At 74.1% G+C, this 18,592-nt stretch carries 17 protein-coding genes; 9 read left to right on the top strand and 8 right to left on the bottom strand.

Annotated elements, in window-relative coordinates:
* Window positions 1-63: 63 nt before the first annotated feature.
* The 7 genes from B8281_RS08100 to B8281_RS08070 all read left to right on the top strand — a co-directional run bounded on the left by B8281_RS08100 (window position 64) and on the right by B8281_RS08070 (window position 7,640).
* The gene (locus B8281_RS08100; RefSeq protein WP_085387443.1) at window positions 64-1,038 is read left to right on the top strand and encodes an ABC transporter ATP-binding protein; all 975 of its coding nucleotides are present in this window, start codon (window positions 64-66) and stop codon (window positions 1,036-1,038) included.
* Window positions 1,035-2,243, top strand: coding sequence for an ABC transporter permease (locus B8281_RS08095; protein WP_021482857.1), 1,209 nt, complete (start codon window positions 1,035-1,037; stop codon window positions 2,241-2,243). Before B8281_RS08100 ends, B8281_RS08095 begins: the two co-directional genes overlap by 4 nt.
* Window positions 2,244-2,671: 428 nt before the next feature.
* On the top strand, window positions 2,672-3,172 hold the full coding sequence (locus tag B8281_RS08090; RefSeq protein ID WP_021482856.1) for a MarR family winged helix-turn-helix transcriptional regulator: 501 nt from the start codon (window positions 2,672-2,674) through the stop codon (window positions 3,170-3,172).
* A gap of 63 nt (window positions 3,173-3,235) precedes the next feature.
* Complete coding sequence (locus B8281_RS08085; protein ID WP_085387442.1) at window positions 3,236-4,564, top strand: CynX/NimT family MFS transporter; 1,329 nt, start codon at window positions 3,236-3,238, stop codon at window positions 4,562-4,564.
* A gap of 137 nt (window positions 4,565-4,701) precedes the next feature.
* Window positions 4,702-5,649: an ATP-binding cassette domain-containing protein gene (locus tag B8281_RS08080; RefSeq protein WP_085387441.1), complete on the top strand. Its 948-nt coding sequence runs from the start codon at window positions 4,702-4,704 to the stop codon at window positions 5,647-5,649.
* Window positions 5,646-6,467, top strand: a complete 822-nt coding sequence (locus B8281_RS08075) for an ABC transporter permease (protein WP_198163182.1) — start codon at window positions 5,646-5,648, stop codon at window positions 6,465-6,467. The genes B8281_RS08080 and B8281_RS08075 overlap by 4 nt, the downstream gene beginning before the upstream one ends.
* 156 nt (window positions 6,468-6,623) lie before the next feature.
* Entirely contained in the window at window positions 6,624-7,640 is a 1,017-nt protein-coding gene (locus tag B8281_RS08070) for a TetR/AcrR family transcriptional regulator (protein WP_085387440.1), read from the top strand.
* 70 nt (window positions 7,641-7,710) lie between these two features.
* Here B8281_RS08070 and B8281_RS08065 read toward each other — a convergent pair whose 3' ends face one another.
* Window positions 7,711-8,313 (bottom strand): NADPH-dependent F420 reductase, encoded by a 603-nt coding sequence (locus B8281_RS08065; protein WP_085387439.1) that lies wholly within the window; start codon window positions 8,311-8,313, stop codon window positions 7,711-7,713.
* A gap of 119 nt (window positions 8,314-8,432) precedes the next feature.
* Here B8281_RS08065 and B8281_RS08060 point away from each other — a divergent pair, with 119 nt between their 5' ends.
* Window positions 8,433-8,918, top strand: a complete 486-nt coding sequence (locus B8281_RS08060) for a MarR family winged helix-turn-helix transcriptional regulator (protein ID WP_085387438.1) — start codon at window positions 8,433-8,435, stop codon at window positions 8,916-8,918.
* A 26-nt stretch (window positions 8,919-8,944) separates the two neighbouring features.
* On the opposite strand, the gene B8281_RS08055 is transcribed toward B8281_RS08060, so the two are convergent.
* Window positions 8,945-9,271: a hypothetical protein gene (locus tag B8281_RS08055; RefSeq protein ID WP_085387437.1), complete on the bottom strand. Its 327-nt coding sequence runs from the start codon at window positions 9,269-9,271 to the stop codon at window positions 8,945-8,947.
* Entirely contained in the window at window positions 9,268-11,121 is a 1,854-nt protein-coding gene (locus tag B8281_RS08050; RefSeq protein ID WP_085387436.1) for an ABC-F family ATP-binding cassette domain-containing protein, read from the bottom strand. The genes B8281_RS08055 and B8281_RS08050 overlap by 4 nt, the downstream gene beginning before the upstream one ends.
* Window positions 11,122-11,282: 161 nt before the next feature.
* On the opposite strand from B8281_RS08050, the gene B8281_RS08045 reads away from it, so the two are divergent.
* Window positions 11,283-12,458, top strand: coding sequence for a WXG100 family type VII secretion target (locus B8281_RS08045; RefSeq protein WP_034654669.1), 1,176 nt, complete (start codon window positions 11,283-11,285; stop codon window positions 12,456-12,458).
* Between the two features lie 13 nt (window positions 12,459-12,471).
* Here B8281_RS08045 and B8281_RS08040 read toward each other — a convergent pair whose 3' ends face one another.
* Genes B8281_RS08040 through B8281_RS08020 form a run of 5 tightly spaced genes read right to left on the bottom strand, consistent with a single transcriptional unit; the run spans window position 12,472 to window position 18,495 of the window.
* The gene (locus B8281_RS08040; protein ID WP_232322724.1) at window positions 12,472-13,446 is read right to left on the bottom strand and encodes a carbohydrate ABC transporter permease; all 975 of its coding nucleotides are present in this window, start codon (window positions 13,444-13,446) and stop codon (window positions 12,472-12,474) included.
* Window positions 13,436-14,323, bottom strand: a complete 888-nt coding sequence (locus B8281_RS08035; RefSeq protein WP_232322723.1) for a carbohydrate ABC transporter permease — start codon at window positions 14,321-14,323, stop codon at window positions 13,436-13,438. The genes B8281_RS08040 and B8281_RS08035 overlap by 11 nt, the downstream gene beginning before the upstream one ends.
* Before the next feature lie 2 nt (window positions 14,324-14,325).
* Entirely contained in the window at window positions 14,326-15,672 is a 1,347-nt protein-coding gene (locus tag B8281_RS08030; protein WP_051028309.1) for an ABC transporter substrate-binding protein, read from the bottom strand.
* A 54-nt stretch (window positions 15,673-15,726) separates the two neighbouring features.
* Window positions 15,727-17,358, bottom strand: a complete 1,632-nt coding sequence (locus B8281_RS08025) for an FAD-dependent oxidoreductase (protein WP_034650647.1) — start codon at window positions 17,356-17,358, stop codon at window positions 15,727-15,729.
* Between the two features lie 48 nt (window positions 17,359-17,406).
* Window positions 17,407-18,495 (bottom strand): LacI family DNA-binding transcriptional regulator, encoded by a 1,089-nt coding sequence (locus B8281_RS08020; protein ID WP_034650649.1) that lies wholly within the window; start codon window positions 18,493-18,495, stop codon window positions 17,407-17,409.
* Window positions 18,496-18,592: the final 97 nt, after the last annotated feature.

Raw genomic sequence — 18,592 nt, 5'->3', positions numbered from 1 at the left:
GCACGGTCAGGACGTGACATCTGTCCCGTGCCGCGCGCGCTCGCGCGTGGTTGTGTGGAGCGCATGGCGACACTCGAGATCGACTCGCTGACCAAGTCCTACGGCGACGTGCGCGCCCTGCGCGGCACGTCGTTCGACGTCCGCGCCGGGGAGATCTTCGGCTTCGTCGGCTCCAACGGCGCCGGGAAGACGACGACGATGCGCATCGTCCTCGGCGTCCTCGCCGCCGACGGCGGCGAGGTCCGGTGGGAGGGCCGGCCCCTCGACCTGGCCGCCCGCCGCCGCATCGGCTACATGCCGGAGGAGCGCGGCCTCTACCCGCGCATGAAGGTCGGCGAGCAGCTCGTCTACCTCGCCCGGCTGCACGGGCTGTCCGCCGCGGCGGCGAAGGACGCGATGGAGCGCTGGACCACGACGCTCGGCGTCGAGGCGCGCCGCGGCGACGAGGTGCAGAAGCTCTCGCTCGGCAACCAGCAGCGCGTCCAGCTCGCCGCCGCGCTCACCCACGACCCCGAGCTGCTCGTGCTCGACGAGCCGTTCAGCGGGCTCGACCCCGTCGCCGTCGACGTCATGAGCGGGGTCCTGCGCGACCGCGCCCAGGCGGGCGTGCCCGTCGTGTTCTCCTCGCACCAGCTCGACCTCGTGGAACGGCTGTGCGACCGCGTCGGCATCATCAAGGACGGCGCGATGGTGGAGGTCGGCACGATCGACGAGCTCCGTCGCACCGAGCAGGAGCGCTGGGTCGTGGACGGCCCGCCCGGCGCCACGTGGATCGGTGCCGTGCCCGACGCGCGGGCCGTCAGCCTGGAGGGGTCGCGCACCGTCGTCGAGCTCGTGCCCGGTGGGTCGACCGGCGACGGGACCGGGGGCGTCCCCGGCGGGCGCGAGCAGGCCGTGCTGCGCGCGGCGCTCGCCGCCGGGCCCGTGCACGAGTTCGCGCTCGTCCGGCCGTCGCTCACCGAGCTGTACCGCGACGTCGTGAGCGCCGAGGAGAAGCCGGCCGCGACGGCCGCCGAGACCGTGGAGGTGGGGGCATGAGCACGGGGACCTCGTTGACGTCCTGGGGCGCGATCCGCCTCGTCGCGGGCCGCGAGATCATGACGCGGCTGCGCTCCAAGTCGTTCGTGTGGCTGACCGTGATCCTCGTCGGCGCCGTCGTGCTCGGCGGGGTCGTGCTCAATCTCGCGAACGGGTCGGGCCCGAGCGCCGAGCGCGTGGGGGTCACGCCGCAGACCGCGGCGCTCGCCGAGGCGATCGAGACCACGGGGAGCACGCTCGGGACCGACGTCGAGACCGTCGACGTCGCGGACGACGCCGCGGGCGAGGCCCAGGTGCGCGACGGCGACCTCGACGCGCTCGTCACCGGGAGCGTCGGCTCCCCCACGGTCGTCGTCGACACCGAGCTGTCGTCGGGCCTCACGGCCGTCTTCACCACGCTCGCCCAGCAGACCGCGCTGTCCGACGCCGTCGCGAGCCTCGGGGGCGACCCCGCCCAGGTCGCGGGCGACGTCGCGACCGCCGCGCCGGACGTGCGCACCATCGGCGAGCCGAGCGAGTTCGACCCGGCGCGCTACGTCACCGGCCTGGTCACCGGCATCCTGCTCTTCATGGCCATCATGATCAGCGGCCAGCTCATCGCGCAGGGCGTCGTCGAGGAGAAGACGAGCCGCGTCGTCGAGCTCCTGCTCTCGACCGTGCGACCGTGGCAGCTCATGGCGGGCAAGGTGCTCGGCATCGGCCTCGTCGGGCTCGGGCAGGTCGCGCTCGTCGTGCTCGCGGGCGTCGGGACCGCGCTCGGCCTCGGCCTCGTCGACACCTCGACGATCGACCTCGGGACCGCCGCGGCCTGGGCGCTCGTGTGGTTCGTCGTCGGCTTCGTCAGCTACGCGCTGCTCATGGCCGGCCTCGGCGCGCTGGTGTCGCGCCAGGAGGACGTCGGCGCGGTGACCACGCCCGTCACGTTCCTCATGATCGTGCCGTACATCGTGGGCGTCTCCGTCGCGCCGTGGGCGCCGGACAACCCGCTCGTCGTCTGGCTGTCGTACGTGCCGCTGTGCTCGCCGCTGCTCATGCCGGTCCGCATCGCGCTCGGCAGCGCCGAGACGTGGGAGGCCCTCGTCGCGCTCGGCCTCTCCGTCGCGGTCATCCCCCTCCTCGTGTGGCTCGCGGCGAAGATCTACTCCAACGCCGTCCTGCGCACCGGCGCCCGCGTCAAGCTCACGGACGCCCTGCGCACGTCCTGACGGCGGGGCACGGCCCCGCCCCGCCGAGATAGAGGCGCGGTTCGTCGAGGTAGAGGCCTGGTCCGCCGAGGTAGAGCCCAGGTTCGGCGAGGTAGAGCCCGGGTCGGACGAGGTAGAGCCGGGGTTCGGCGCGGTGGCCAGGTCCGGTGGCCGACGACGGTGGGTCGCCCCACCCTGTGCTCATGTCGCCCTGGTAGGTGCGCGCCCAGGCACGGCCCGCACGACCACGCCTCTACCTCGGCGGACAGCGGCTCTACCTCGCGGGACCACGGCTCTACCTCGCGGGACCACGGCTCTACCTCGGCGGACAGCGGCTCTACCTCGCGGGGCCAGGGCTCTACCTCGCGGCGACGGGTCTTGCGGCGCGCCGCGGTGACTCCGAGCCGTCAAGAGTCTTGACGTCGAGACACGTCGAGTACCCTCGCGTCATGGACCAGCAGCACGAGGACGAGGTCGACCGCATCGTCGCGGCGTGGCAGCGCGAGCGGCCGGACCTCGACGTCGAGCCGCTCACCGTGTTCTCCCGGGTCGACCGGCTCGCCCGGCACCTGGACCGGGCGCGGCGCACGGCGTTCGCGCGCGGGCACCTGGAGACGTGGGAGTTCGACGTCCTGTCCGCGCTGCGCCGCGCGGGCGAGCCGTACCGCCTCTCCCCCGGGGCGCTCGTCACCCAGACGCTCGTCACGAGCGGGACCATGACGAACCGCATCGACCGGCTCGAGGAGCGCGGGCTCGTCGTGCGCCGCCGCTCGCCCGACGACCGGCGCGGCGTGCTCGTCGAGCTCACGCCCGAGGGCCTGGAGCGCGTGGACACGGCGATGACCGACCTCCTCGCCGTCGAGGCCCGCATCCTCGACGCGCTCGAGCCGGGCGAGCGACCTGCGCTCGCGGCGCTCCTGCGTACAGTCGGAGGACAGTTCGACGACTGACCGACGGCCCGGACGACCGGGCGGGCGTCGCCGCACGCGCCCGCACCCGGAGGTCCCCGCCCGATGCCGTCGTCACGGCCGCCCCGCCCGAGCACGTTCCGCGGCGGGATCGACGGGGTCCTGCTCGTCGCCGTGCTGCTCGTGGCCGTCAACCTGCGGGCGCCGCTCACGGCGCTCCCGCCCGTCGTCGCGGACGTCGCGGCCGACCTCGACCTCACCGCCGCCGCGGCGGGCCTGCTCACCGGCATCCCGGTGCTGTGCTTCGCGCTCGCGACGCCCGCCGTCGCGGGCCTGCTCGGGCGGTCGTCGCTCCGGACGGCGATCGCCGTCGCGCTCACGCTGATCGTCGCGGGGACGGTCCTGCGCTCGGCGGACCTCGCGGCGCTCGGCGCGGCCGGGACGTTCGCGGGCACGGTGCTCCTCGGGCTCGGCATCACGACGGCGAACCTCGCGGTGCCGATGATCGCCCAGCGCGACTTCCCCGGCCACGTCGCGACGGTGACGGGCCTGTACACGGCGGCGATCAACGTCGGCACCGTCGCGACGACGGCGCTCACCGCGCCGCTGGCGGACGCCGTCGGGTGGCGCTGGGCGCTCGCGTCGTGGTCGGTGCTCGCGGTCGTCGCGCTCGTGTGGTGGCTGCGCGCGGTGCCGCGCGAGGCGCGCGAGCCCCGGGACGTGCCGGCGGAGACCGTGCCCGGCCCGGCGGCATCGGAGACGGAGGCCAGGGCGGCCGGGGAAGCGGCCGAGGCGGACGCGCTGGCGGCGTCCGCGGCGGAGGGCGTCACGGGCACCGACCCGACGACGGCCCGTGAGCGCCACGTGCTCGCGACGCCGTTCACGTGGTGGCTGTGCGCGATGTTCGCGCTCCAGTCGTCGAGCTTCTACGCGCTCACGGCGTGGCTGCCGCTCGTCCTCGAGGACCTCGCGGGCATCCCGCGCTCCGCGTCGGGCGGTGCGGCGTCGCTGTTCCAGGGCTTCGCGATCGTCGGCGGTCTCGCGGTGCCGCTCGCCGCGCGCCGCCTCAGCCTGCGGCAGACGTTCGTCGGGATCGCGGTGCTGTGGCTGACGCTGCCCGTGGGGCTGCTCGTCGCGCCGGGGCTCTGGGCGGTGTGGGCGTCCGCCGCGGGCGTCGCCCAGGCGGCGAACTTCGTCGTGATCTTCACGCTCGTCGCCCAGCGGTACCCGACGGTCCGGCGCGGCCGGCAGGCGTCGGCGACGGTGCAGTCGGTCGGGTACTGCCTGGCCGCCGTCGCGCCCACCGCGGCCGGGGCGCTGCAGACGGCGACGGGGACGTGGACGGTGCCGGTCGCCGTCGTGCTGGGTGCGCTCGTGGTGATGACCGGGATCGGGCTGGTCCTCACCGGCGCTCCCCGTCGTCGCGCGGGCTGAGCGCGCAGCCCTTTCCCCGTGGGGCCTCCTCGCCCTTGACCCCTTCTCGCGCACGTGTTTATGGTGTACACACAGTTTATGGCGCACACGAGCAGTGTGCGCCGCACACGAACGGCCGACGGAGAAGGAGAAGGGCGATGACCGGACCGATGATCGCCGCGCAGGGGCTGGAGAAGTCCTACGGCGACCACGCCGTGCTGCGCGGCGTCGACCTGACCGTGCGCCGCGGCGAGATCTTCGCGCTGCTGGGGCCCAACGGCGCGGGCAAGACGACGACCGTCAACATCCTCACGACCCTCGTCCGGCCCGACGGCGGCACGGCCCGCGTCGCGGGCGCCGACGTCGTGCACGACGCCGCGCGGGTGCGCGAGACCATCGCGCTCACGGGCCAGTACGCGTCGGTGGACGAGTTCCAGACGGGCCGCGAGAACCTCGTGATGATGGGCGAGCTCGCGCACCTCCCTCGCCGGGCGGTGCGCCCGCGCGCCGCCGCGCTGCTCGAGCGCTTCGACCTCATCGACGCCGCGGACCGGCGGGTCGGGACCTACTCGGGCGGCATGCGCCGCCGCCTCGACCTCGCGATCAGCCTCGTGGCCGACCCGGCGGTGCTCGTGCTCGACGAGCCGACAACGGGCCTCGACCCGGCGTCGCGCGCGCAGCTGTGGGAGGTCGTGCGGGGCCTCGCCGCCGACGGGACGACCGTCCTGCTGACGACCCAGTACCTGGAGGAGGCCGACCGCCTGGCCGACACGATCGCCGTCCTGCACGACGGCCGTGTCGCCGCGCGGGGCACGGCCGCCGAGCTCAAGGCGCTCGTCGCGGGCGACCACGTGCGCGTGGCGTTCGACGATCCGGAGAGCCTGGCCGCCGCCGTCGGGCTCGCGCCCTCGATCGGGCTGGCCCGCCCGACCGCCGATGCGAAGGACCTCTCCCTCACCGCACCGAGCGACGACCCCGTCCGCACTATCCGCGACGTGCTCGCGGCCGCCGACGCCCACGCGCTCGCGGTCGTGGGGGTCAGCGTCGTGCGGCCGACGCTCGACGACGTGTTCCTCGCCCTGACCCGGAAGGAGGGCGCCCGATGAGCGCCGCACCCACGACCACCCTGCCCCGGCCGTCCCGCACCACGCGGCCGCGCGTGCGGCAGACCCCGGCCACCGCGGCGCGCGACGTCCGCACGATGGTCGGCCGCGAGACCCGCCGCCAGCTGCGCAGCGTCGACGGGCTCGTCACGGCCTTCGCGCTGCCCGTGATGATCATGCTCGTCTTCGTCGTCATCTTCGGCGGGGCGATCGGCGGGGACGACTACATCGACTACGTCGTGCCCGGCGTGCTCGTGATGTGCCTGGGGTTCGGCTCGGCGACAGCCGCGGTCGGTGTCGCGCAGGACATGACGTCCGGCACGATCGACCGGTTCAAGACCCTGCCGATCTTCGGGCCGTCCGCCTTGTGGGGGCACGTCGTGGCGAGCGTCGTGCGCAACCTCGCGTCCGCCGTCGTCGTCGTGGGGGTCGCGCTCGCGCTCGGCTTCCGGCCCGACGCCGGGCCCGCCGACTGGGCGGGGCTCGTCGCGTTCGCGGTCCTCGCCGTGCTGACGTTCACGTGGCTGAGCGTGGCGCTCGGCCTCGTGCTGAGCGTCGAGGCGTCGCAGTCGGTGAACTTCCTCTTCCTGTTCGTGCCCTACCTCAGCTCGGGGTTCGTCCCGATCGACACGATGCCGTCGTGGCTGCACGGGTTCGCCGAGAACCAGCCGTTCACGCCGGTCATCGAGACGTTCCGCGGGCTGCTCGCGGGCGCACCCGACGCGTCGACGGCCCTCACGGCCGTCGCGTGGCTCGCCGGCTTCCTCGTCGCGAGCTGCACCGCCGGCTCCCTGCTCTACCGCCGGCGGACCGCCCGCTGACCCCCCACGCTCTTCCCCCTGGCCCTCCCGCGCGGCCGAGCAGGTGGTCCTGGTGCGTCCTGCCGACCGGACGCACCACGACCACCTGCTCGCGCCACCGGGAGGGGCTGCTCGGCACCGCTGCCCGGATGCGGCGCCGTCGGGGAGGATGAAGCCATGACGGACGCACCCGACCTCCCGCCCCGGCTCGCGCTCGCGTGGGGCGTGGCCGAACGCCCCGAGCGCGCGCCGAAGCGCGAGCTGAGCATCGAGCGGATCGTCGACGCGGCCATCGAGATCGCCGACGCCGACGGGCTCGGGGCCGTGTCCATGGCGAAGGTGGCGCAGAGCCTCGGCTTCACGACGATGTCGCTCTACCGGTACGTCACGAGCAAGGACGACCTGCTGCTCCTCATGCAGGAGGCCGCGCTCGACATCGAGTACCCGCCCGCGCACGAGCCCGCCGACTGGCGCGCCGAGCTGCGCGAGTGGGCGCAGTTCACGATGGCGGTGTTCGCGTCGCACCCGTGGTTCCTCGACATCCCGGTGACCGGCGCGCCCCTCACGCCGAACAACCTGCGCGGCGCGGACGCCGGGCTGCGCGCGCTGCGGTCCACGCCGCTCGACGACGAGGAGAAGATGTCCGTCATCCTCCTCGTCAGCGGGTACGCCCGGAACGCTGCGCGGCTGCAGACCGACCTCGCGCGCGCCGTCGCGGCGGCCGGGGGCGACGAGGCGGTCCAGGGCGGCGCGTGGGCCGACGCGCTGCGCGGGCTCGTGGACGAGGTGCGGTTCCCCTACCTGCGCCCGCTCGTCGAGGCCGGCACGTACGCGGGCGAGGGCGAGATCGACGACACCGCATGGGGCCTGGAGCGGGTGCTCGACGGCATCGCCGTCTACGTCGACGCGCGGGCCGCCGGGGCGCCCGGCGCGGGCCGCGCGCCCGGGCGGCAGGACGCCACGGTCGCGGAGCCCGCACCGGCGCCGGACCCGCGCGACGCCGTCGCGCCCGTGGAGGTCGCGGTGCACGTCAAGGACGCGCGGGTCAAGAAGGCGACGCTCCGGCGGCGCGACGCGGAGCGGCGCGTGCGCGAGGCCCAGAAGAAGGTGCGCGAGCTGGAGAAGGCCCTGCGGGACGCCCAGAAGGCGGAGCACGAGGCGGCCCGCGCGGCCGTCGAGAAGGCGCGCGGCTGACGCACCGCGCACGACGGCGGCCGGTCACCCCGCGGGGTGGCCGGCCGCCGTCGTGCGTGAGCGGGCGGGGTCACTCGGCGAGCGCGAAGCCCGTCGTCCAGGAGGTCTTCTCCCCCGCCGCGAGCGTGAGCTGCAGGAAGCCGAGGGCCTCGAGCTCGTGCGCGCGCTTCAGCGAGCCGGCGTCGACGACGCGGACCCCGGACACGGCGCCCGCGAGGGCGGCCTTCGCGTCGGCGTCGTCGCCCGCGACGAGGACCGTCGTCGGGAGCGGCCCGACCTGGCCGGTGGCGAGCGTCGCCGCGAAGTTCGTGTTGAACGCCTTGAGGACCCGCGCGCCCGGGACGCGCTCCTGGATCTGCGCCGCGGCCGACGAGCCGTCGGGCACGACGAGGGAGTCGAACGTCGCGAAGTCGAGCGGGTTGGTGATGTCGACGAGCACCTTGCCGTCGAGGTGGCCCTCGTAGGCGCCGAGGACGTCGTCGAGCGCCCCGTACGGGAGCGCGAGCACGACGACGTCGCCCGTGATCTCGTCGCCGACGGTGCCCGCCGTGACGCGCGGGTCGACCTCGGCGGCCTCGCGGGTCAGGACCTGCACTTGGCTGCCCGCGGCGAGCGCGAGACCGGCGATCGCCGAGCCCATGTTCCCGGCGCCGATGATGGTGATGCTGCTCATGGTGGCTTCCCTTCCTCCGCCGGCCCGACGGTCGGCTATTAGTTGTTGCTACAACTAACACCGTACGCCGCTAAAGTTGTACCGTCAACTATGCGGATCGCCGCACCGGAGGAGGCACGATGACGACGGAACCCCGCTGGCTCGACGACCAGCAGCTCGACGCGTGGAAGCGGCTCGTGGCGGTCGTGGAGCTGCTGCCGGGCGTCCTCGACTCCCAGCTCCGGCGCGACGCCGACCTCAGCCACTTCGAGTACTACGTGCTGGCCATGCTCTCGGAGGCTCCGCGGCGCACGCTGCGCATGACCGACCTCGCGGGCGCCACGAACGCCACGCTCCCCCGGTTGTCGCACGTCGTCGCGCGCCTCGAGAAGCGCGGCCTCGTCGAGCGCGTGCCGTGCCCCGAGGACCGCCGCGCGACGAACGCGCACCTCACCGACGCCGGCTGGGAGAAGGTCGTCGCGACGGCGCCCGGGCACGTCGCGACGGTGCGCGACCACGTGATCGACGCCCTCACCGACGAGCAGGTCGAGCAGCTCGACGCCATCGCGGGCGCCATCCTCGAGCGCGTCGACCCCGACGACCGCATGGGCTTCCTCCGGCGCTGAGCCGCGCGCCCGGACGCCCCCGGCGGTCAGCGGGTCCGCACGGGCCCCGCGAGGACGAGCCTCCCGCCCGGCGCGAGCGCGCCGAGCGCCGCGAGCGGGTCGTCCACCGCGAGCTCGACCCGCCCGGGCAGGGCGGCGAGCACGTCGTCCCACTCCGGGGCGGCGTCGTCCACCTCGACGCTGTGCCCGTTCACGAGGTCGAACGACACGTACCGGGCGGTGCCGCCCGGGGCGCCGAGCGCGAACGCGGTGACGCGGCGCACGTCCGCCCACGGCGCGAGGACGCCGCCCTGACCGTCGTCGACCTCGACGCCGCGCGCGGACACCGCGACGCGCATCCGGTCGGCCGTCACCCGGCGACCTCGGCCGCCTCGAGCCAGGCCGCCTCGAGCTCGTCCTTCTCCGCCGCGAGGGTGCGCAGCTCGGCGTCGAGCTCCGCGACCGCCGCGAAGTCGGTCGCGTTCGCCGCGATCTTCTCGTGCAGCCGGCCCTCGGCCTCCGCGATCTTGCTCAGGCGCCGCTCGATGCGGTTGATCTCCTTCTTCGCCGCCCGCACCTCGGCCGCGCTCGGGCCCGGGGCCGCCACGGCCGGCCCCGCGTCCGGTGTCGCGTCGGCGCCGCCCGTGGGCGCGAACCCGGTCGACGCCGCGCCCGCGCCCGCGAGCGCCGCGCGCCGCAGCTCGAGGTACTGCTCGACGCCGCCCGGCAGGTCGCGCACCTGGCCGTCGCCGAGCAGCGCGACCTGGCGGTCCGCGACGCGCTCCAGCAGGTAGCGGTCGTGCGAGACGACGATGAGCGTGCCGGGCCAGCCGTCGAGCAGGTCCTCGAGCGCGGCGAGCGTGTCGGTGTCGAGGTCGTTCGTCGGCTCGTCGAGCAGGAGCACGTTGGGCTCGGCGACGAGCAGGCGCAGGAGCTGGAGGCGGCGCCGCTCGCCGCCCGAGAGGTCGCGCACGAGCGTCTGCGACCGCTCGCGCGTGAAGCCGAGCCGCTCGACGAGCTGGGACGCCGAGAGCTCCTTGCCGTCGACGACGACCGAGCGCTTCTCGTCCTCGATCACCTGGATCACGCGCGCGCCGGCGATGTCGTCGAGCTCGCCGACGTCCTGCGACAGCTCCGCGACGTGGACGGTCTTGCCGCGCTTGACCCGCCCGGAGTCGGGCTCGCGCCGCCCGGCGAGGAGCGCGAGGAGCGTCGTCTTGCCGGCACCGTTGACCCCGACGACGCCGTACCGGTCGCCGGGCCCCAGGCGCCACGTGACGTCGTCGAGCAGCACGCGCTCGCCCTGGCCGTCCTGGCGCGGCACCGCGACCGTCACGTCCTCGAGGTCGAGCACGTCCTTGCCGAGGCGCTTCGTCGCGGTGCGCGTGAGCTCGAGCGTGTCGCGCGGCGGCGGGACGTCGGCGATGAGCGCGGCGGCGGCGTCGAGCCGGAACTTGGGCTTGGACGTGCGCGCGGGCGCGCCGCGCCGGAGCCACGCGAGCTCCTTGCGCAGCAGGTTGTCACGCTTCTCCGCCGCGACGACCGCGGTGCGCTGGCGCTCGGCGCGCGCGAGCACGTACGCGGCGTACCCGCCCTCGTAGCCCTCGACCTGGCCCGAGCCGTCGCCCCGCACCTCCCACATGCGCGAGCACACGGCGTCGAGGAACCAGCGGTCGTGCGTGACGACCACGAGGGCGCCCTTCGCGCCCGGGCGGGCGAAGCGGTCGCCGAGGTGCGCGGCGAGCCACGCGACGCCCTCGACGTCGAGGTGGTTCGTGGGCTCGTCGAGGAACAGCACGTCGTGGTCGGCGACGAGGAGGGCCGCGAGCGCGACGCGGCGACGCTGCCCGCCGGACAGCGTGTCCGCCGGGGCGTCGAGGTCGAGGTCGCCCAGCAGCCCCGCGTGGACGGTGCGGACGCTCGCGTCCGACGCCCACGCGTGGGTCGCGGCGTCGCCGTGCACGAGGTCGCGGATCGTCGCGCCGGTGCCGACGTCGTCGCGCTGGTCGAGCAGGCCCACCCGCAGGCCGCCCACGCGGGTGACACGGCCGCCGTCGGGCTGCTGCGTGCCCGCGAGGAGGCGCAGGAGCGTCGTCTTGCCGGCCCCGTTGGGGCCGACGATGCCGACGCGGTCGCCGTCGTCGAGGCCGAGCGAGACGTCGTCGAGCAGGGTGCGGGTGCCGACGGTCAGCGAGATGCCGTCGGCGCCGAGGAGATGAGCCACACCGTCGAGCGTAGCGACCTCGGCGGCGTCCTCGTGCAGGGCGCCGGGCGCTCAGCCCGACCGCGCGTCTCGGCCCGATGGGGACTCCTCCCCCTTGCGCCGGGCCGCGCCATGACGAAGGGTGACCGTGACAACCGTCCCCCTGCCAGCAGAGGTTCACCATGTCCTTCTACGGTGCCGACGTCGCCGCGCTGCGCGGGCTCGCCGACACGTTCCAGGGCGAGTCCGCGAAGCTCGAGGCGACGACCTCGGCGCTGCGCGCCGCCGTCACGTCGACCCCGTGGGCAGGTCCGGACGCCGAGGCGCTGCGGGCACGGTGGCACGGCGAGATGGAGGCGGCGCTGCGAGCGGCGTCGACCCTGCTCGACGACGGCGCGCAGAAGCTCCGCGTGCAGGCCGAGCAACAGGACAGCGCGAGCGCCGTCGACGGCGGCGGGAGCAGTGGCGGCGGTGCTGGCGGCGGCGGCGGTGGCGGCGGGATCCCTGGTCTGCCGGGCGATCGCACCCTGCCCGACCTGCCGCCGATGACCGAGCAGCAGGAGCCGCCGACGATCGTCGCGACGGAGCACGTGACGTACGAGCAGGGCATCGGGGCCGGCCCGGGGGAAGGGAGCGCCGGGTTCGAGTACCGCATCGACGAGCTCTCCGACGGGACGTTCCGGGTCACCCAGCTCGCCGGGGGCAGCCTGGGGGTCGGAGAGGGCACCCCGACCCCCTACGTCGAGGGGCACGTGAACGAGCACGGCGTCAACCTCGGCGCGCAGGCGGGCGCCTCGGGCGGGGCGGTGCTGAACGTCGGGAGCGAGTACACCTTCGCGAGCCAGGAGGAGGTCGACGCCTTCCTCGCTTACCAGCAGCGCCAGACGATGCACTACATGGGGCCGGAGCTCGGGTCGTACGTGCCGCCGAGGCCCGACGCCACGATCGTCGAGGCGGGCGCCTACGCGACCGGGTCCGCCGGGGGTGCGGTCGTCCCGCTCGCCGGAGGCAGGGCCGAGGTCGAGGTCGAGGGCCTGGTCGGCACCCGAGTGGACAACAACACGGGCACCACGACGGTCTACGTCCGCGGCGACGCCGGCGCAGGCATCGAGGGCACGGGGATCGTCCCGGGCAGCACGGACCTCGGCGGGCCCGGCGTGTACGCGATCACGTACGACGCGAGCGGCAACGTCGTGCCCAACCCGCCGAGCTCGCTCATCACGACGCCCCCCGGCGGGACGGTCGTGAAGGAGCAGGGTGCCGGGTTCTCCGCCGGGACGCCGCTGCCCGTGGTCGGCGGCGGGAGCGTCTCGGTCGGAGGGTCGCGCACCCGCACCGAGTACCCCGAGCAGGGCTGATCGGCGGCCTCTCCTACTTCAGTCCCGTGTGCGCCAGGCCCTGGACGAACTGCTTCTGCGCGACGAGGAACACCGCGAGGACCGGCAGCACCGTGAGCGTCGTCGCGGCGAGCTGGACGTTCCACATCGGGCCGCCGTAGGCGTCGACGTACTGCGTGAGCGCCTGCGGGAGCGTGAACCGGTCCTTGCTGGACAGGTACACGATCGGCTCGAGGTACAGGTTCCACGACTTGAGGAACGTGAAGATCGCGACGGCCGAGATCGCCGAGCGCGACAGCGGGAACGCGATCCGCCAGAAGATCCCCCACCGCCCGAGGCCGTCCATGCGCCCCGCCTCCTCGAGCTCGCCGGGGAGCCCGAGGAAGAACTGGCGCATGATGAACGTCGCGAGGACGCTCGGCGCCCCGAGGATCGGGATGACCACGAGCGGCCAGTGCGTGTCGATGAGCCCGAGCGAGTTGACCATCCGGAACAGCGGGACGATCGTCACCTCCGACGGCACGAGCAGCCCGACGAGCACGAGCAGGAACAGCGCGTTCGCCCCGGGGAACCGAATGCGCGCGAACGCGTACCCGGCCATCGAGGCCACGAGGATCGTCCCGACCGTCACGACCACGGCGATGTAGAGGCTGTTCCAGTACTGCTGCGCGAACGGCTGCAGCCGGAACACCTCGCCGTAGGCCGCGAACGACGGGTCCTGGGGCCAGAGCGTCGGCACGGCCCGCAGGATCTCGCTCATCGGCTTGAGGCTCGACGTCGCCATCCACCACGTCGGGAAGACGAACGGCACGCTGAGCACCACGAGGAGCGCCACGAGCGCCGCGCGCCCCCAGCGGCGGCGCGTGCGCGCGCTCCCCGTGCGGCGCGCGGGCCGCCCGCCGCGGGTCGCCGCGCCGTCGGCGCCGCCCGTGCCCGACGCCGCGGGCCGGGCCGGGCCGTCGTCCGCGCCCGGGAGCGTGGCCGGGCCGGGCATCACGTCAGACTTCATGGAAGACCCACCTCTTGCGCGTCTGCCACTGCACGAGTGTCAGGACGAGGACGATGACGAACAGCAGGACGGAGATCGCGCTCGCGTAGCCGAAGTCGTTGAACCGGAACGCCTGCTGGTACAGGTAGTAGACGAGCACGGTGGTCGAGTTCCCCGGCCCCCCGCCCGTGAGCACGGCGATCTGCGCGAACACCTCGAGCGAGCCGACGATCGTGAGGATCGAGACCAGCAGGACGGTCGGGCTGATGAGCGGGAGCGTGATCGACCGGAACCGGCGCCACGCGCCCGCGCCGTCGATGCGCGCGGCCTCCTGGATCTCCTCGGGCACCCCCTGCAGGGCCGCGAGGAACAGGATCATGTTGAGGCCCACGTTCTTGAAGACCTGCACGACGATCACCGAGAGCATCGCCGTCGTCTCGCCGCGCAGCCAGTTCGGGCCGTCGACGCCGAGCAGCGACAGGAACCCGTTGATGCCGCCGTCCGCCTGGAGCAGGAAGCTCCACACGATCGTCCACGCCACGAGGGACACGACGACGGGCGAGAAGAAGAACGTGCGGAACGTCGTCGTGCCGGGGAGCCGCTGGTTGAGCAGCACCGCGAGGACGAGCGCGAGGGAGATGTTGAGCACGACGAGCCCGACGGAGAACCACAGGCTCGCGAGGAGCGAGTCCCGCAGCCCGGGGTCGGCGAGCATCCGCTCGTAGTTGTCCCCGCCCGCGAACGTGAACGTGTTCGCGAGGACGTTCCACTCGTGCAGCGAGTACCAGACGACGGCGACCAGCGGCGCGACGACGAACGCGAGCGCGCCGAGCACGGCGGGCGCGACCATGGTGTAGCCCGCGGCCGCGTCCCGTCGTGCGAGTGCGGAGGACGCCACGCTCAGTCCCCGAGCAGGGGCTGGATCGCCGCGCACGTGTCGGCGAGGACGCCCTCGACGTCCGCGTCGGCGGTCCACAGCGCGTCGAGCTGGGCGCGCACCGTGTCCTGCAGCTTGGCGAAGTTCTGGTGCGACGGCTTCGTCACGGCGCCCTGGATGCCGTCGACGACGACCGCCTGGAGCTGCTCTTCGCTGAGCTTCGGGTTGGCTGCCCCGAGCGTCTCGGCGGTGAGCAGCGACTCGCGCGGCGGCGGGAAGTACGCGGCGAGCGTCTCGGCGTTCTCCGGGTTGGTGAACCACGCGAGGAAGTCGGCCGCGACGTCGGGGTGCTCCCCGGCCGCGAAGACACCGATGCCGGCCTGGCCGATGACGTTCTGCTGGCCCGCCGGGCCCGCCGGGAGCGGCACGACGTCCCACCCGAACGAGTCGTCGAGCGACGACGCGCGGCTGATCTGCGTGATCGTCATGGCGGAGTCGCCCGCGAAGAAGTCGGCCGTCGTGCCGGGACCGGGCAGCGCCTTGTCGACGAACGTCGCGTCGTGGACCCACGTGAGCGCGTCGACCATCTCGGGGTCGGTGAACGTGCACTGCGTGCCGTCCTCGCTCCACGGCGCCGCGTCCCAGCCGTCCCAGATCGTCGACAGGTTCTCCCAGACCTTGTAGTCGAAGTCGCGCACCACGAGGCCCTGCTTGCCCGACGTCGCGGCGGCCGCCGCCGCGATCTCGCGGACCTGGTCGTAGGTCCAGTCGCCCGACGCGACGAGGTCGGCCGGGTTCGGCTGGCCCGCCGCGGCGACCTGGTCGGTGTTGACGAACAGCGCGAACGGCGAGTTGGAGAACGGGTAGGCGTAGAGGCCGCCGTCCTTCTCCCACAGCGCGAGCGACGAGTCGAGCAGGTCGTCGTACGCGTACCCCTCGGTCTCCTGCAGCTTCGGGCCGACGTCGACGAGCGCGCCGCTCGCCACGAACTCGGGCGCGTAGCTCTCGAGGATCCACGCGAGGTCCGGCGCGTTGCCGCCCGCGAGCTGCGTCGTGAGGGACGTCGTGTAGTCCTCGAACGGGATGGTCTCGAACGTCACGCCGGACACGAGGTCGGGGTTCTCCGCGACGTACGCGTCGGCGATCTCCTGGAACTGCGAGAGCTGCGTCTCGTCGGCCGTCCAGACCGTCATGCGCAGCTCGACCGGCTCGCTCGGGGTGCTCGGCTCGCCCGCGACGTCGTCGCCGCCGCCGGAGCACGCGGTGAGGACGAGGGCGAGCGCGACGCCGCCGGCGGCCAGGGGTGCGCCGACGAGGCGGCGTCGGCGCGGGGCGGACCGAGGGGCCGACCGTGGGGTGAGGGGGTGCATCAGTTCTCCTTCGGACTGAGGGTGGGCGGGGGTGCCGGGCGCGGGGAGCCCGGGTCAGTAGGGGTGGGCCTCGGCGGGCCAGCGCAGCTCGACGCCCGCCCGGACGAGCTCGTCCTGGTAGTCGGCGAGGAGGTCGGCCTTCGACTGGACGGCGTGCGGCGTGCGCCCGGTCGCGAGGCAGTGGGCCGCGAGGTGGCCGGCGGCCTCGCCGACGTTCCACTCGACGGGGTGCAGGCGGTAGCACCCGTTCGTGATGTGCGTCGTGCCGATGTTCTTGTTGGCGGCGAGCAGGTTGGTCACGCGCTGCGGCAGCAGCGCGCCGAGCGGGATCTCGAACGGCGTCGACGCGACGTCGATGTACGTGTCGCCGCCCGTCGAGGGGTGCAGGTCGATCCGGTACATGCCGACGCCGACCGAGTCGTCGTAGCGCGTCGCGCCGCGGTCGCCGCGCACGGCGTACGAGACATCGTTCTCCGTCACCGTCGTCACGGCGCGCAGGCGGCGGGACTCGCGGTGGTAGGCCGCCTGGGCGAGGCCGTCGGCCGAGCCCATGACGTCGGGCCGCAGGCGCAGGCCCGGGAAGCCGGTCCCGCCGTCGGCGCGCGGCGCCTCGGTCTGCATCCAGTAGAGCATCGAGAGGCTGAGCTGCCGGGCGTCGGCGATCCGGGCCTCCTCCACGTCGCGCGGCACGTCGAGCACGGGCTCGAGGAAGTAGTCGATGCTCGGCCAGTTCACGAGGCACAGGTCGCTCGCGTAGTGGCCCGGCGCGAAGAGGTCGCGGGCCGCGATACGCCGGAACGTCCAGAGGTTCCCGTCGCCGGGGTTCTTCGACTGGTCGGCGTCGACGGCGCGCGGGTCGTCGCCCGGGTTCGGGGTGAACGACCGCACGTCCATCGCGAGCGTGCGCGGGTTGGGCGCCTCCCACGACAGCATCCGGCGCCCGTTCCACGGGCCGGGGGTGTACGTGCTCCAGAAGTCGTAGCGCTCGGGGCGGTCGATCGTGTGGTCGCCGTCCACGTGCTCGACGGCGAAGCACACGCTGAGGGCCTGCACGTTGTCGGGCTGCGCCTCGTCCGGCGCGCTCGGCTCCCCGGTCTCGCGGTTCGACTCGAACCCGGTGACGTACTCGGTGCCCGTCAGCGGCAGGAGCTCGCCCGTCTCGGTCGCGTCGACGACGAACGCCGCGTGCACCGTCACGGCCGCGCCCGCGGCGTCGGCGGTGACCGGGGTGAGCGTCACGGAGGTGACGCGGTCGCCGTCGGTGGTGGCCGCCGTCGGGCGCACGCGCTCGAGCAGGCGGATGCGGCCCGCGGACCGCCACGGGGCGAGCATCTCCTCGAGCACGCCCACCGCGACGCGGGGCTCGTGGCACAGCTTGGAGACCCAGCCCGCGCCGGGGTTGAGGGCGTCCCACGTGCGCGCGGCGTCCGTGAGCGGGTAGGAGCGGCGGTAGACGTCGCGGATGCCGTCGCGCAGCGCGCGGTAGCGCGCGGTCACGCCGAACCGCTCGACCCACGGGCTCTCGTCCGGCGGTACCGCCTGGGACGTGAGCTGGCCGCCGATCCACGGGTGCTCCTCGGTGAGGACGACGCGGGCGCCGCGCTCCGCCGCCGCGAGCGCGGCGGCCACGCCGCCGAGCCCGCCGCCGACGACGAGGACGTCTGCCTGGAGGTCTGCATGGGTCACGCTGGGGTTTCCGTTTCTCTGGTGCTCGGTGGTGCGGTCTGAGGTCGGTCAGGCGGGTGCCGCGACGCCCGACGGCGCGGCGACGGTCTCGCCGTCGACGTCCACGCACTCGAGGAGCTGGTGGAGCTCGTCCTCCGGGACGGCGACGGCGCGCGACGCGCGGCGGTCCGAGCGCCCCGAGCCGGACTCGGCCGCGACGAGGCGGGACAGCAGCACGAGGGCGCGCGCGCCCATCTCCTCGCGCGGGATGGAGAAGCCCGACCAGCGGCGCCCGCCCGGGCGCCCGTGGTGCGGCTGGCCGAGCAGGAGCACGGAGACGTCCGCCGGCACGCGCACGCCCCGGTCCTCGAGCTCGTCGACGAGCTCCTCCGGGGAGTTCTCGGGCGCCACGACGACGGCGGTGAGCCGCTGGTCGACGATCTCGGCCGCCGTCGCAGGGACGTCGTCCAGCTCGACGAACCGGACGGTCAGGCCGTGCGCCTTCATCGTCGCGCGGTAGGCGTCGACGCGGTCGAGCGTGGGCTGGTCGGTGCCGCGCGGACCGACGTACCCGATGCGCTCGTGGCCGAGCTCGACGAGCCGCTCGACCTGGCGCGCGGTGGCCGCGACGTAGTCGGCGCCGACGTAGGGCAGGCGTCCGCCGTCGCTGCCGCGCTTGCCGATGAAGACGAAGGGGTAGTTCGTGTCCAGCAGGTGCTGGAGCTCGCCGCGGTCCTCGTGCTGGCCGAGCAGCAGGCAGCCGTCGGCGATCCCGAGGCGCTGCCAGCCGTCGCGCGTGAGGCGGCGGCGCCCGTCGACGACGCGTGCGCTCGTGAACAGCAGGATGTCGATGCCGAGCTTCTCGGCCGCGTGCTCGATCCCGACGAGGAACGGCCCGTAGAAGTCGCGACCGGAGCGCGGGAACGTCGCCTCGTAGGTGAAGACGCCGAGGATCTGGTTGCGCCCGCCCGCCAGACGCTGCGCGACGGGGTTCGCCGAGTAGCCCGTGATCCGGATCGCGTCGAGCACGCGCTGGCGCGTCTCCTCGCTGATCCGCACCCCCGCGGGCGTGGAGTCGTTCAGCACGAACGAGACCGTCGCCTGGCTGACGCCCGCCATGGCGGCGACGTCGGCCTGGGTGATGCGGTGCCTCGGCATGGATCCTCCTCGATCACGTCGTCGATGACGTGGAAGGAGTCTCGCCAGGCGAGGCCCAGCCGGTCAACGAGGTAATACGCATTATTACGTCGGGACC

The organism is Cellulosimicrobium sp. TH-20, from assembly GCF_002105775.1.
Lineage (GTDB): Bacteria > Actinomycetota > Actinomycetes > Actinomycetales > Cellulomonadaceae > Cellulosimicrobium > Cellulosimicrobium funkei.
This window is presented reverse-complemented; position numbering and strand designations above follow the sequence as displayed.